Source organism: Pseudomonas sp. ZS1P83 (assembly GCF_054897825.1).
The window spans coordinates 1,358,404-1,371,766 of the sequence record NZ_CM142706.1; the positions used below are offsets into that span (position 1 = coordinate 1,358,404).

Sequence of the window (13,363 nt, forward strand, 5' to 3'; positions counted from 1 at the left end):
CAGCAATGTAGTAACTGGAAATGGGCACGATCACATCACGCAAGCGCAAGGACAACTCGACGGCCTATACGGCGCAGATACGGATCAATCGGGACGGGAAGACAGTTTATCAGGAAAGCCAGACCTTCGACCGCAAGCAGGTCGCTCAGGCCTGGATCAAGCGTCGTGAGACGGAGCTGGCAGAGCCCGGTGGTATCGAGCGCGCGAACCGCAAGGGTGTGACGATCAAGAAGATGATCGAGCAGTACTTGGACGAGTACGAAAAGATTCGCCCGCTGGGCAAAACCAAAAGCGCGACGCTTACTGCGATCAAGGACACCTGGCTGGGCGAGCTCGACGACTCGTCGTTGACCAGCCAGAAGCTGGTGGAGTTCGCGCAATGGCGAATGAGCAAGGAGGGCGGTGGTGTCCAGGCGCAGACGGTCGGTAACGATCTGTCGCACCTGGGTGCGGTGCTATCCGTGGCGCGGCCGGCGTGGGGCTATGAAGTCGATCCGCTGGCCATGCCCGACGCGCGCAAGGTATTGCGCAAGCTCGGTATGGTGAGCAAAAGCAAAGAGCGCAACCGTCGGCCGACGTTGGCAGAGCTGGACAAGCTCATGGTGCATTACTTCGAGATGCAGACGCGCCGCAAGGCCCAGATCGACATGCCGAAGATCATCGCCTTTGCGATCTTCTCGACGCGTCGGCAGGAGGAAATCACACGGATCCGCTGGCATGATCTCGACTGCACCCGTCAGGCTGTCCTGGTGCGCGACATGAAGAACCCGGGGCAGAAAATTGGCAATAATGTGTGGTGCCATTTGCCCGATGAGGCTTGGGCCATTATTCAAGCTATGCCGAAAACGGCCGATGAAATCTTTCCCTACAACGGCAAGTCGGTGTCGGCGTCCTTTACGCGTGCCTGTCCGCTTTTGGACATTGAGGACCTGCATTTTCATGACCTGCGGCATGACGGGGTGAGCCGGCTGTTCGAGATGGATTGGGATATTCCCAGGGTGTCGAGTGTTTCCGGGCATCGGGATTGGAACTCACTTCGGCGATACACACATTTGCGCGGGAGAGGGGATCAGTACGCTGGTTGGAAATGGTTGAAACAGGTATTGGCCTAGCCAGTGGCCTTACTGTTTTTTTTCTATCGAGTGAGTGAAATATGAGTTCCAGCAATACCCTTAGCTTCGTCAAGCATAACCTTGCTGTTTTTCTGATTGTTGGTGGGACGTTCGCAGGTGCGGCAGGGACAGTGGGCGCATGGCTGTGGAGCGAGTATAAAGATCTGCAGCAACAAACAGCCCAGTTCGAACACCGTAAATCTGAGGCGGCCGAAGCTCAGAACAAGCGTGAACTTGAGTTGAAGAATCGTGAGTATATAGCGGCGCAAGTTGAATCGAATTACGCCGAGCGAGATAAGGCGCTGAAGGCCCGTGAACTTCAGTATCAGCGTTTATCTGAACAGCTCAAGCTGGATCAGCAGTCGCTCAGTGCGGAACAGGAGGAAAAAGCTGCCGAGAGACAGCTTCAGGTCCTCATGTCCGAGTTTTCCGCTTTGGGTGTCAATCTGAACGCCAATCCTTATTGCGGGAGCCAAGCGGATCTAAACAAGTTCAACACCGCAGTAGCCAAATTTTCCGAGATTGCTGCTCTTGCTCAGGCTCATTCGCTGGAAAAGAAGTACCGTGGGTTTCTTACTCGTAACGAGCAGCATTCTTTCAGTTTTCATTGCAATAAGGTTATCTCTATACAATCTCCAGCCACTTAATCCCGTTCTCTTCCCATGAGCTGGTTTTGCTCCTTCGCGGCTTTCTCGCGCTGGCGATCGATGTAGTCGGAAAGGTCTTTCAGGTGGATGCCCAGCCCGGCCTTCTGACTATTGGCGCCCAGTCGCACCACTGGAATATCGATTTCGCCGGCCAAGCGCTTTTGCTTGAATTTCTCCACGGTTAAATTCATGTAATCGGCACACACGCGATCCAAGGGGATGACCGCTTGCCCGTTGTACTGGGCCATTAACAGGAAAAGGGTGTTCATGCGACCTCCCGGTTATCGTCTGTCGGAGAGTAATTCGAATGCGCTCGCAGCCACGACTGGAACCTGTCCGTTGCCAATGGCCTTAAGTCGGTCCACCCGATGGGCCACCCCATCAGCCACTCGGCCCATTCCGGGTTCAGATGACCACCATGAAATGCCATCACGGCGTGATCCAAGCGATCGTTGGAGCGGTCGGCTCCCGATCGGCGAGTCAGCGCTGCTGGTGAGGACCCCTTTGACATGCTCGCCACGGGGGTAGGCCACCGCTTGCCGGGTGTCTTCTGCGATGAGCCAGATCCGGTCTCGCTGGTGGGGCGCTCCGACGTCAGCCGCTCCGATAACACCCCATCGTGCGTCATACCCCATTTCGGCAAGGTCACCGAGCACCACGGCAAGTCCTCTTCCCACAAGCAACGGTGAGTTTTCCAATTCGACGTAGTGCGGTCGTACCTCATCGGTAATTCGTGCCATCTGCCGCCACAGTCCAGAGCGGGCTCCAGCAATACCCTGACCATTGCCTGCGGCCGAGATGTCCTGGCAAGGGAATCCTCCCGAAACCACGTCAACAAGGCCTCGCCATGGGCGTCCGTCAAAACTGCACACGTCAGACCAAATCGGGAAAGGCGGGAGCAGTCCATCGGTTTGTCGTTGCGCCAGAAGCTGTGCGGCGTAGGCATCACGCTCAACGGCGCAGACGGTGCGCCATCCGAGAAGGTGTCCGCCGAGTATTCCGCCGCCAGCGCCTGCGAAAAGAGCCAGCTCATTCACATGGACTCCATAGAAAGGTGTGCATACCCCATGACAGGCTGCGCGGGCGGGCGACACTGAGCGATCAGCGTTGCATCAGGCGCGACTGCCTCGCGCAGCTTTTCGTGGGGTATAAGCACCTCGGCAGTGGCGCTGAGAGGGGCAATAATGCCTGCTGCTGCGCAGCAGAGACTCTTTGTTGTTTTTGCGTCGACGCCATTAGCATTGCAGAGCAAAGCGGTTGATGTTTGGTTGGTATTCAGGCCCATCTTCATGCCGCTTTCCTCCGGTGCTCGATAGTGAGTTGGTCCATCAGGCGCTGGTAAAGCGTGAGCCGCGCTGCGATGGTGGCGGGAATTTGGACTCATGCTGCCTCCTTGATCAGGTCCACCAGTAGCAGCGCGTTCTTGGTGTCTTTGTGGAGTTTGCGTAGGGCGTCATTGCCGATTAGCACGGCGAGTTGGCGATCGAACTCTTTGCGTATACGCGTTAGCTCCCGTAGTTCGGTTATCACCCTGGCGCATTGCTGCTGCAGCTTGCCGGCTGCCTGGGGTGTGAGGCGCAACGTTGGGGGAAGGTGATTCATGCCGCGTTCTCCTGTACTTCTGGCTCTAGGAGAGCGGCTATGGCGATTGCTTGCTCGCGTAGTGCAAGGGTGTCGCGTTCGAGTTTTTTACCTGTGCGGAATGCGCTGAATGTCTCGGCCGCGATTCGCAGTTTTTCCGCAATTTCCTGCAGGGTTAGGCGTGCTGGTTCTCCCAATTTCGAGGCGGCTAACGCACGCTCGTAGTGGGTGAACAATTGCTTGTGGTGATCACGGGCCTGGTCAAGTGAGAGCTTCAGGTTTTGGATTGCCTCCGAGTTGTCAGACTGTTGAATGTCTTTGCCTTCGTCGATTCCCTCGAGGCGACCATCGATCAGGCCGCCGCGATAGCCAGCCCAGTAGGTGAGGCCTACAAGTACGATTAGAACGATCAGTGCGCAAATCTGAATTGCAGTCATGTGGTGTGCTCCTTGAAGTGAAGTTGGCTGGTGGTGGCAGCCATTCAGTGGGTGGTTCTAGCTGGATTCGTTTTGAGGGCGTGGCATGTCCTCGTCGGCCTTGTAGGCTCGGATGTCGATCAGGGCGGCAACGTGCCTGATATGGGCATACCGCAGAGCCTTCACGCTTCCGTCGATGGTGGTCACCGGGAGCTGAATCCGCCCGCTGTTGATCGCCTCCGAAAACGTCTTCTCGTTGAGATTTTTGAAGTACCGCTCGCGCAGCTCCTCAAGGGGGATAAGCACATCGCCAAAGATCTGGTGCAGCATCTCGACGGTGGAGCTATCCGGTGCGGGAAGTAGTCGTAGCGGTGTTTGGTTTACGTTACTCATGGTGGTGCTCGGCCTCCTTGCGCTTAAGTCTTGATGGGTGATTCCACGCGTTCAAACAGTGGCGCCTGGTCAACTCCCGCAGATGCTCTGGTACTTCGAGGAGCGCAGCGTTGCGCTCCTCGCGGGTACTCATGGCGATGATCTGGCGGGCGTACTCCCTAGGCCACGTCACGGTGATCTGCCGGGATTGCTGGCAGGTTCAGCCCCAGTTCATCAGCGAGCCAATGGATACCGGCTTGCTTCACCCGGGTTGACTGGCTGTATTGCATGCCAAGCTTTTCGTGGTACCAGTTGCCATTTTTGACTCCCAGGTAATCGCGATCCCGGTTCGGATAAGCGGGAAGGTTTTGCGCGTTCAGCAGTGCCTTTTCTTGCATGAGACTGATCAGCTTGGGGCGGGTGATACCCAGGTGTTTGGCGGCTTGGGCGAGAGTGCGTTCCATGGCGTCGCCCTCATACCGCGTGCGCGGCAGGGGTTGCCGCTGCAGCAAGGTGATTGATGGACTCGGTGACTTTGCCGTAGATATCGACATCGCTGCCGTAAACGGTGAAGCAGCGGGTGTGCGGACTTTTGTTGCCGATGCTCAAAATGGTGGTGACGCCCGAGCGAGATTGAGTGCGATGTAGAGCGACGAGTAGAGGGTAGTCAAACCCCATGTCGAGGCTAAGTACGCCGCCAGTGCGTACCAGTTCGAACACGCGTTGCTTGTCCGAGACTACAAAGCGGCCGTATTCGCGGCCGGCGTGTGGTCGGTGCGCCAGATCGTTGGTGTAGCTTGCATCGAATTGACCATTGGCGACCTCTTCGATGAAGTCGGCCAGTTTGAGGTGCGTTTTTTTGTCGTTCTGCAGTGTCAGCGTGTGGCGTTCGCTGGCTAGCTCTACGACGAAAGTGCTTTCAGCTGTACCTCGTTCAACCTTAAGGCGGAATGCAAGGCACTCACGCTTTGGCGCTGTCCGGAGGACGTGGTTGAAGGTTTCTGTCAGGTTGACCTGAGCGTTGAGCAACAGCAGAGTACGGTTGTCGATTTTGTACTTGATCACGCTGCATGCCCTCCGCCATTTGGGTCGAATGGGCTAGGAGCGGTGCGATCTTTCTGCTTCGGTTTGGTGGTGACAAATGTGCAGCCACATAAGCGGGCTAGGCGGCGAATTTCGAAAATGCGGAAGGGGTCAGTTGCGGCCGGGTGGATGTGCAGAGTAGCTGTGGTGTGCATGGTATTGCCTCGCTCTGTGGTGGAAGAGTGAGACAAATATCAACCATTGGTTTCGATAGGTCAACAACCAGCGGTTGATATTTTTGTTGCGGCACTCGCTCCAAATCCTTCACAGGGATTTGCTCAAGTCTTTTTTTAGGTCTTCGAGTATTTTGGTACGTTGAAGAGAAGATCCTGATTCTATGTATGCTTTCATTTTTTCAACTAGGATCTCGTCATTAACAAATGAATCATCCATATTGAAAACTTGGTGAAAATATCTATTAAGTTTGCACGCAAGAATTGTAAAGGCACCTTTTTCGGATTTGTCTGTATATTGGTGCCCAAATTTAATTAAGTGATCATCCCAATCGTCAAAGTGAGGGTGGATAATTAAGAACGCGCCGGAACTTCTCGGGTAAATTTTTCTTGCTATTCCCCCTGATGGGGGCTTTATTGTGTCAGGGATTGCGCTCAATACTTCTTGATTTCTTTTTATTTCGTTGCAGTCTGCGCAAACGACGCATAGGTTTTTTGTCTCGAATATAAAATCAAGATATATCGATTTTGGTGCGATGTGTTCTATGTGTGCATTGCTCGCAGACCTGAAGGAAATAATGTTTTTGCAGTATGCGCAAAGTCCATTCTGTTCGTTTCGATAATGCTGCCTGATATCTGAGCGAATGTTTTCAAGATCATCACTGTTCCAATCTTTATGATTGAAATTTGACTCTAATAATTTATTCCGAATGATCAGTGATTGGTGCTTGCTGCAACTATAAGGATTGGTTATCAACGGCATAATATTCGGACATTCCACAAACTGTTTTAATTAGCTCGAGCAATGGATCGTTAGGCTCTAATTTTTCCACAAATGTTTGAAGTTTGTATATTTCTTCAAGATCGGTACTGCTGACTTTTTTTGTTGATTTTATTCTTGATATCAATCCGAATGCTAGTCGTATTAAATATTCATTCATTGCTCCTGGTGTATCGAAGATTTCTGCAAGTTGGAAGTCAGCAGATCGTTCTCTGTAGTCAGAAGCGTGAAATATTTCTTTTTTTGTTAATGACGTTATAAAACAATTTTCTTCACTAAGTTTTGAAATTATCTGAGGCGAGTGGGTCGCAATATAAAAATTACAGCCTGCGTAGGGTGAGAATACCTCTATCAAAAGGCTCATGAACTTTTCTTGCCATTGAGGGTGTAAACTGATTTCCGGCTCATCAATGAAGATGCTCGAATGATCAGTAATATGACCAGCTATACCTAGCATAATAACTAGCATGCATTGCTCGCCCGAGCTTGCTCTGCGTAGCGATATTTCGGGGTTTGAAGGTTTTGATAGCTTCAAATCCATCAGTTTCAATAAGTCGTACTTCAGTAATAAATGTACAGCGTTCAGTATTTTTTCGTTATTTGAATTTTGGCCGTTAAAGCTATAGGTCCATTGGTTTTCATACGAAGCTTTTAGTCTGAAATGCTTTCCATCTGAAAAGAACTCAGAAATGATCGATAATGAATCTCTTATGCTGGATAGAGCACTTTCAGGAAGGTCTGTTAAGCCTGAATATATTCGGGAATCAACTTTTATACCTAGGCGGGATTCAATATTCTCCATGCGTTTAAGTGAGAATGTATGTAGGAATCGGTGCGCTTGGTCAGGTTGGAATAAATTTAATCGTTCACCGTATGTCAAGTTCTGTGTATCACCATATGTATCTCCGTGGATTTTTTGATACATGGGTTTAAACGTGAATTCTAGCGTAGGATCAAACTGAAGCACATTGAAGACTTTGTTAAGGCGTTCAAAGGTGTTGTTGAATCGAAGTTTTTCTAATAGCCCGCTAGAGGCGGAGTTTATTAGTGATATTGATGCGGATGAATTTGAGTTGGCTCCCCTCATGCCAATATATCGATAGTTAGAGTCGTGTCCGCCTTTTCTGTCGCTAGTGATACTTTCTAGTTTGAATGCATCAAATGGGCTTGTGGATACCGTGATTACTTTAGGGCTGTTATTTTCATTGTCTGTGGCGTAGTTTGCAATGCTGTAATAATTTTGAAATAAATTAGTACTGGGTGAAGGGATTGGCTGTATTGCAGCAATAGAGTGTAGGTTTAATATGTTGGTGAAGCGTGACGGATTGCCGGGGTTGTGGTGAGGCGTTTTCTGGATTAAGGATCTTGAGAGTGCATTAAGTAATCGACTTTTACCTACGCCGTTATTTCCAACCAATATGGTATAGCTATTTTTAAAATGATCATATTTTTCGGGAATTATTAGCGGTATGTCTTTGAATGAATATAAGTGTTTTTTCATTGCTGAAAGTATTCCCTCAGACTTTACTCTGGAATAAAGGAGCCAACAACCTTGCCGCAAATATGCGTTTCTTCAGTAATGTCTATGATTGGGTATTGCGGATTTATTGGTCGTAAAAACTGCCGTCCTGCATCCTCTGCCAAAATCTTGAACGTAGCCTCATTAGTACGAGGTACCCTAGCGATCACTCTGTCTCCAGTCTTAGTCTCTGCTTCGGGATCAACAAAGATAATACAACCAGTTGGATAGCTACGGCCTGGGCCCGGATTCGTCATCGAATCGCCCAATACCTTCAGAGCGTAGCCTTGGTTACTGATCGGAACAGGGCAAGATAACCAAGAGTCAGCATCACATGACTCAAAATTTGAAATCGCCTCACACCAGGATCCAGCTTGAACCCAAGAAATCAACGGAACCTTGCCAAAGCGTTGATTGATCTCTCTGACGTTGCTCTCATCACCGACAGCCAGTTGACACACGTTGCTTTCACCGGTCTGCTCTTTAGGTAGTACGCCGTATTCCAACCACTCTCGGCGAACTTTCAGCCAAGAGCACAGTACGACCATGCTATCTGCTTCGGCTATGGCCTCACCGTTCAGCCACTTGCTGACGGCCTGAGTCGTCTTATCAACTCCCAAGGTCTTTAACTTGCGGTGTATATCCACACCTCGACCCCGGCTGCGTACGCCGGCATCGTCGAGGGCTTCGTGTAGGCGCGAGCTGAAAGCTGCGCGTAGTGCATTTTTATCAACCATGGGTTGAGAGTGCCATGGAGCTTGCGCAATAGTCAGTTGATGTTTAATATCAACCGCGGGTTGATAATTGGAGGTTGCCATGCTGGACCCCGCTGATTTTCCGAACGCCATCGCGTTCGCTTTTGAAGCAGTAGGTGGTATCGGAGCGGCCGCGAAGGTGTGCGATAGGAGTTATCAGGCGTTGAACAAGTGGCGCCTGGCTGCCAGCCTGCCGCGAACCGACTATACCGGTGAAACCAAATACGCAGTTCTTTTGGCATCGGCTGCGAAGCAGAAGGGCAACTCGTTTGAGTCCGCCTGGTTGCTGAATGCATCTGCGCCACAGAAAGCTGCTGCTTAGCATAGTCAGAAAAAAGGCGACCCAAAGGTCGCCCAGTTCCTCCCGGCACGCACCACCACAGCGCTGTCGGGTCGCGATAAAGATAGGCGAGCACACCACATGCGATCCGTCGACCTTTACCGCGTTTTCCAAGGCACGGATGCCTTGGTGTTGCTGCCTTTTCCACCACAGATTTGGCAGCTGTTGCGCCAGAGGTAAACGACGGATCGTTTGCCTCGGCACGGTGCCGGTGTCGATCCTGAAGATCTAGCCGGCGTTTGGGCCCTTTCAAGCCACGCGGCAAATGTATCACCACTGCATGTCGCGCGGCACTGGCAACCTTAAGGATTAATGCCATGAGCCGAATCGCTCTTAGTTCTGTCGAACGAGCGCAGCGGGAAATTCTGCCGCTCGATCTCGCGCTTTACCATGCTGCTCGGGACTATCCCGGCGGCGCAGCTGCAATTGCCGCCACCACCGGCAGAAACGCCACCACGCTGCAGCACAAGCTGTCGCCGACCCACCCCAGCCACACGGTGAATATTCAGGAGTTTGGCGAGATCCTGGAGCTGACCAAGGACCGCCGCATTCTGGATGCCGTACACGCGTTGGTAGGGGATACGACCTGGCAGGAGTTGGCCGAGGCGTACACCAACGACATGCCTGAAACGTTGACCACCGGCATCGCTGAATATTTTCGGCAGGTCGCTGATTTGGCGGATACCTGGGCTAAGAGTATTGGCGACGGCGTGGTTACGGACCAAGAACTGGCCGCGATTCGCCTGCAGGTATTTCGCGGTATTCAAGGTTTGCTGGGGATGTTCAACCGCGCCACTTACGTCAACCAGACGACGCGGGGGGGTGAACGTGGCTGACATTGCAGATTTTGCTAATGACCTGGTGCAGGAACGACTTGATCAGGCGCTTGCTGCGCGTAATGCCGCCAAGCCCGCTTCGGCGGCGCATTCTTTCCTATTTTGCGAGGATTGCGACGATCCTATCCCTGAAGCACGTCGACTCGCACTACCGGGTTGCACTCTGTGTGTGATCTGCCGGTCGATCGACGAATCTCGGGAGGCCCGCCATGCTCGATGAGGTTTTGGGGCAATTCGCAGACTATGGGCTTGAGCCTGAGCAGCCGCTGATTTTTGGCAAGTTGACCCGCTGCAAAACCACTCAGGACAAGGGCAAGGAAAAGAACGGTTGGTACGTTGTCCACGAGCATCGCACCGAGAAAAATGAAACGCTGATCTTCGGCAGCTTCGGTGACTGGCGTTCGGGCGAATCGCAAAAGATCAAGGTGAAAGCTGGGCGCATGAGTCCGGAAGAACGCGAAGTCATGCGTGCCCGTCAAGAAGAAGCCAAGCGTAAGGCCGCAGAGATCGCAGCCAACGCGGCAAGGCGAGCGGCCAGCCGTGCAGCCGGCCTGTTCAAACGCATGCCGGAAAAGGGCAAGAGTGCCTACCTGGATCGAAAGCAGATTGTTGGTTTCAAGGTTCGCTATGCGCCACGTACCGGCGCTTTTTTGATTCCTATGTGTAACGTACGGGATCAGATCGTTGGCTTGCAGGTGATTTTCCCGGCAAAGCAAGAAGACACTGGCCGCGACAAAGCCTACTGGCCTTACGGCATGTCGAAAGAAGGTGCCTTTCACCTGATTGGCCCGCACCCTGAGCCCGGTGAGCCGGTATTGGTGTGTGAGGGTTACGCCACGGGCGCTAGCCTGCACATGGCGACTTCGCTCACTGTTGCCATTGCCTTTGATGCGGGCAACTTGCTGCCAGTCTCCAAGGCCATGCGCGAGCGATTTCCTGGCTGCCCGCTGATCCTCTGCCGGGACGATGACTGGAAAACCAAGCGTCCGAATAGCGAGCCATGGAACCCGGGTGAGGAAAAGGCCAACAACGCGGCGTTGATCGTCGGCGGCCAGGTAGTCGCGCCGGTCTTTTCGGGTGACCGCGAAATCAAGTGGACCGACTTCAACGACTTGCACCTTGCTGAAGGCTTGGAGGCTGTCCGTCGCCAGGTATTGGCAGTGGTCAAACCTCCAGCAGCGGGCGGTTGGAAGGATCAATTGGCCCGCACTGAAAACGGCTCTCTGATCGCACACATGCAGAACGTCGAGCTGATCCTGGGTAACGACGAACGCTGGGCCGGTGTCATCGGTTACAGCGTGTTCAGCTCCAAAATTGTCAAGCTGCGGTCCGCACCTTTTGGTGGCGGTGCTGGCGACTGGGCTGACATTGATGACATGCGGGTGATGAAGTGGCTCGCGCAGCAATACAACCTGCGGGTCAAAGCGTCCCATGTGATCGAGGCGGTGAGTGTGGTCGCCCATGATCATGCTTTTCACCCGGTGCGTGAATACCTGGAAAAGCTCGAATGGGATCGCATACCTCGGCTGGAATCCTGGTTAACCGATGTACTGGGTGTTCAGGCCAATGAGTACTCGGCCAAAGTTGGTAAACGCTGGCCGATCTCGGCGGTGGCTCGGGTGATGCGCCCTGGCTGCAAGGCTGACTCGGTGATGATCCTCGAAGGTGGACAGGGTGAAGGTAAATCCACCGCCATGGGCATTCTCGGTGGCGAGTGGTTTATGGACACGCCTTTTGCTCTAGGCGACAAGGACAGTTTTCAGGCGATTCGCGGCAAATGGATCGTCGAACTGGGGGAGCTGGATAGCTTCAACAAGGCCGAAAGCACCAAAGCCAAGCAGTTCTTCTCTGCGTCGACCGACACTTACCGTGAGAGTTACGGCCGCAGAACGAACGACGTGCCACGCCAGTGTGTGTTCGTCGGTACCACCAACCAAGAGGAATACCTCAAGGACGCCACGGGCAACCGGCGTTATTGGCCGGTGTTCTGCAACAAGGTTGACTTGGAACAGTTGCGTGAGATGCGCGACCAGCTGTGGGCAGAGGCGGTGTTCTGCTTTGAGGCTGGCGATATCTGGTGGGTGACGAAGGACGAGTCCTGGATGTTCGCTGAAGCACAGGATGAGCGCTTCGTTGTCGACGAGTGGGAAGGGCCGATCCTGACCTGGCTGGAGGAGTCGCAGATCGGCGAAACCGCTACCGGCAACGAAATCCTGACCCAGGCGCTCAAGTTGGACGTTGGCCATTGGGGCAAGCCGGAGCAGATGCGGGTCGGCGCGATAATGCACCGACTGGGCTGGCGAAAGAAGCGTATGCCGGCTTTGGCAAAGAGTGGTATCCGGCAGTGGGCCTATCAGAAACCTGCGACTTGGGGGCGTGTGTCTGTATTGCAGCCGACCCTGGTAGAGGAGCCGTGCTTTGATTAAACGGATTGATGAGATGCTCAAGCTCTGGGCGCAGGATCTGCATTCGCCGATGACTGAATCCTACGGCGGATCGTCTGGCGGCAACATGATCGCCATGTTGATGGAGTGCAAAGGAGAGTTGATACGCGGTACGCGCGGCAGTCGGGTGCTGTTGGATGAATCGGCGGATATCGAACTGATCGTGAACAAGCATCTGCCGGCGCAGCTGTCGGTGGTGGTGTGGGAGCATTACTGCAACCACGAAAGCTTCCTGTCGCAGAAGTACACCCACTGCGGTTGCAGCCGCGATACCTACTACCAGCGTCTGCACGAAGCGCACCTACACATTGCTGGCATGTTGATGGGGAAAGCTGCGTGACCCCTGCCATCACTCCGCGTATTCCAGTCCTACTGTCCAGCCTTGTCCGACTGCCATTTGGAGCAGTCGGACAAGTGCAGGCCGCGCCGTTGCTGGGCTGTCCTACTGTCCAACCTTTGCCCGCCCCATGCACACGTAAGTATAGCGAGCACGTAGTCGCGCCCATGGCGCGCATGCGTGCTTTTAGTTTTCTCTCTATACACAAGAGAAAGTTAAATAAGGTAGGACAGTAGGGCAGAGCCCCGAATTTAGGCGCCTGTAGCTGTCCTACTTCAACTCTGCATGGTGGGACAGCTAGGACGGGGCACCAGAAGCGATAGCCGATTGAATGCGTTGTACCTGCGTTGTACCTTTGTCACACCCACGTTGCACCCGTATTGCTCCATGGCATTAAAACTCGCTTGCTGCCACCGGAATCCACCTGTAAAAAGTATCCATCTTCGATAGGTGCGACCGCAGAGAGCGGCAGGCACCACACACCAAACCCGGCCATTGCGCCGGGTTTTTGCGTTTATGGAGTAGGGCGATGACGAACGAGCAACAAGCACTGGCAGAGATGCCGATCTGGTTAGTGATCGTCCTGGCTCTGGTCGGCGGTGTGTCCGGTGAGATGTGGCGAGCCGACAAGGACGGGGCGCGGGGCTGGGCATTATTGCGGCGCCTGGCACTGCGATCTGGTGCCTGCATTGTCTGCGGCGTGTCGGCGATGATGCTGATGATCGCCGCCAGCATGTCGATCTGGACGGCGGGCGCATTGGGTTGCCTGACGGCGATGGCCGGTGCCGATGTCGCCATCGGACTTTACGAACGCTGGGCCGCCAAGCGGCTGGGCGTCTGCGAAGTACCACCCGCAGGTGGTGAGCAGGGGTGATGGCCCGGTTTGGGGCGCCAAAAACCGCCGGGGACCCTGGGGTTATCCCGCGGGTACGGGGTCGGAAACCCGCGGGAAGTTGTTAGCGGCAGG

General features: G+C 53.6%; 19 protein-coding genes. 8 read left to right on the plus strand and 11 right to left on the minus strand.

Annotation, left to right across the window (positions count from 1 at the left end; all coding sequences use genetic code 11):
- Positions 1-20: 20 nt before the first annotated feature.
- Both ACYZT0_RS06460 and ACYZT0_RS06465 read left to right on the plus strand, forming a co-directional pair.
- On the plus strand, positions 21-1,112 hold the full coding sequence (locus ACYZT0_RS06460) for a tyrosine-type recombinase/integrase (protein ID WP_462045105.1): 1,092 nt from the start codon (positions 21-23) through the stop codon (positions 1,110-1,112).
- A gap of 41 nt (positions 1,113-1,153) precedes the next feature.
- Complete coding sequence (locus tag ACYZT0_RS06465) at positions 1,154-1,759, plus strand: hypothetical protein (RefSeq protein ID WP_462045106.1); 606 nt, start codon at positions 1,154-1,156, stop codon at positions 1,757-1,759.
- Here the strand turns inward: ACYZT0_RS06465 and ACYZT0_RS06470 are convergent.
- The 11 genes from ACYZT0_RS06470 to ACYZT0_RS06520 all read right to left on the minus strand — a co-directional run bounded on the left by ACYZT0_RS06470 (position 1,756) and on the right by ACYZT0_RS06520 (position 8,421).
- Positions 1,756-2,028, minus strand: a complete 273-nt coding sequence (locus ACYZT0_RS06470; RefSeq protein ID WP_462045107.1) for a pyocin activator PrtN family protein — start codon at positions 2,026-2,028, stop codon at positions 1,756-1,758. The genes ACYZT0_RS06465 and ACYZT0_RS06470 overlap by 4 nt on opposite strands.
- 12 nt (positions 2,029-2,040) lie before the next feature.
- On the minus strand, positions 2,041-2,853 hold the full coding sequence (locus tag ACYZT0_RS06475) for a DNA cytosine methyltransferase (protein ID WP_462045108.1): 813 nt from the start codon (positions 2,851-2,853) through the stop codon (positions 2,041-2,043).
- A complete protein-coding gene (locus ACYZT0_RS06480) occupies positions 2,793-3,050 on the minus strand; it encodes a hypothetical protein (RefSeq protein WP_462046510.1) in 258 nt (85 codons plus the stop codon). Before ACYZT0_RS06480 ends, ACYZT0_RS06475 begins: the two co-directional genes overlap by 61 nt.
- An 89-nt stretch (positions 3,051-3,139) precedes the next feature.
- Positions 3,140-3,361, minus strand: coding sequence for a hypothetical protein (locus ACYZT0_RS06485; protein WP_462045109.1), 222 nt, complete (start codon positions 3,359-3,361; stop codon positions 3,140-3,142).
- Positions 3,358-3,777 carry a hypothetical protein gene (locus tag ACYZT0_RS06490; protein ID WP_462045110.1) on the minus strand — a complete coding sequence of 140 codons (420 nt, stop codon included), beginning with the start codon at positions 3,775-3,777 and terminating at the stop codon, positions 3,358-3,360. Before ACYZT0_RS06490 ends, ACYZT0_RS06485 begins: the two co-directional genes overlap by 4 nt.
- Before the next feature lie 57 nt (positions 3,778-3,834).
- Positions 3,835-4,149, minus strand: a complete 315-nt coding sequence (locus tag ACYZT0_RS06495; RefSeq protein ID WP_462045111.1) for a pyocin activator PrtN family protein — start codon at positions 4,147-4,149, stop codon at positions 3,835-3,837.
- 158 nt (positions 4,150-4,307) lie between these two features.
- Complete coding sequence (locus ACYZT0_RS06500; RefSeq protein ID WP_462045112.1) at positions 4,308-4,592, minus strand: phage antirepressor KilAC domain-containing protein; 285 nt, start codon at positions 4,590-4,592, stop codon at positions 4,308-4,310.
- Positions 4,593-4,602: 10 nt separating this feature from the next.
- On the minus strand, positions 4,603-5,193 hold the full coding sequence (locus tag ACYZT0_RS06505) for a hypothetical protein (RefSeq protein ID WP_462045113.1): 591 nt from the start codon (positions 5,191-5,193) through the stop codon (positions 4,603-4,605).
- A 282-nt stretch (positions 5,194-5,475) separates the two neighbouring features.
- Positions 5,476-6,147, minus strand: coding sequence for an HNH endonuclease domain-containing protein (locus tag ACYZT0_RS06510; RefSeq protein ID WP_462045114.1), 672 nt, complete (start codon positions 6,145-6,147; stop codon positions 5,476-5,478).
- Entirely contained in the window at positions 6,122-7,666 is a 1,545-nt protein-coding gene (locus tag ACYZT0_RS06515; RefSeq protein WP_462045115.1) for an AAA family ATPase, read from the minus strand. Before ACYZT0_RS06515 ends, ACYZT0_RS06510 begins: the two co-directional genes overlap by 26 nt.
- Before the next feature lie 23 nt (positions 7,667-7,689).
- Positions 7,690-8,421 carry a LexA family protein gene (locus ACYZT0_RS06520; RefSeq protein WP_462046511.1) on the minus strand — a complete coding sequence of 244 codons (732 nt, stop codon included), beginning with the start codon at positions 8,419-8,421 and terminating at the stop codon, positions 7,690-7,692.
- 79 nt (positions 8,422-8,500) lie between these two features.
- Here ACYZT0_RS06520 and ACYZT0_RS06525 point away from each other — a divergent pair, with 79 nt between their 5' ends.
- From ACYZT0_RS06525 to ACYZT0_RS06550, 6 genes are all read left to right on the plus strand, one after another.
- A complete protein-coding gene (locus ACYZT0_RS06525; RefSeq protein WP_442114647.1) occupies positions 8,501-8,761 on the plus strand; it encodes a hypothetical protein in 261 nt (86 codons plus the stop codon).
- 335 nt (positions 8,762-9,096) lie between these two features.
- The gene (locus ACYZT0_RS06530; protein WP_462045116.1) at positions 9,097-9,615 is read left to right on the plus strand and encodes a phage regulatory CII family protein; all 519 of its coding nucleotides are present in this window, start codon (positions 9,097-9,099) and stop codon (positions 9,613-9,615) included.
- On the plus strand, positions 9,608-9,835 hold the full coding sequence (locus ACYZT0_RS06535) for a TraR/DksA family transcriptional regulator (protein ID WP_462045117.1): 228 nt from the start codon (positions 9,608-9,610) through the stop codon (positions 9,833-9,835). Before ACYZT0_RS06530 ends, ACYZT0_RS06535 begins: the two co-directional genes overlap by 8 nt.
- A complete protein-coding gene (locus tag ACYZT0_RS06540; RefSeq protein ID WP_462045118.1) occupies positions 9,825-12,041 on the plus strand; it encodes a VapE domain-containing protein in 2,217 nt (738 codons plus the stop codon). Before ACYZT0_RS06535 ends, ACYZT0_RS06540 begins: the two co-directional genes overlap by 11 nt.
- Positions 12,034-12,399, plus strand: coding sequence for a PA0613 family protein (locus tag ACYZT0_RS06545; protein ID WP_462045119.1), 366 nt, complete (start codon positions 12,034-12,036; stop codon positions 12,397-12,399). The genes ACYZT0_RS06540 and ACYZT0_RS06545 overlap by 8 nt, the downstream gene beginning before the upstream one ends.
- A gap of 526 nt (positions 12,400-12,925) precedes the next feature.
- Complete coding sequence (locus ACYZT0_RS06550) at positions 12,926-13,270, plus strand: phage holin family protein (RefSeq protein ID WP_462045120.1); 345 nt, start codon at positions 12,926-12,928, stop codon at positions 13,268-13,270.
- The last annotated feature ends 93 nt before the right edge of the window (positions 13,271-13,363 follow it).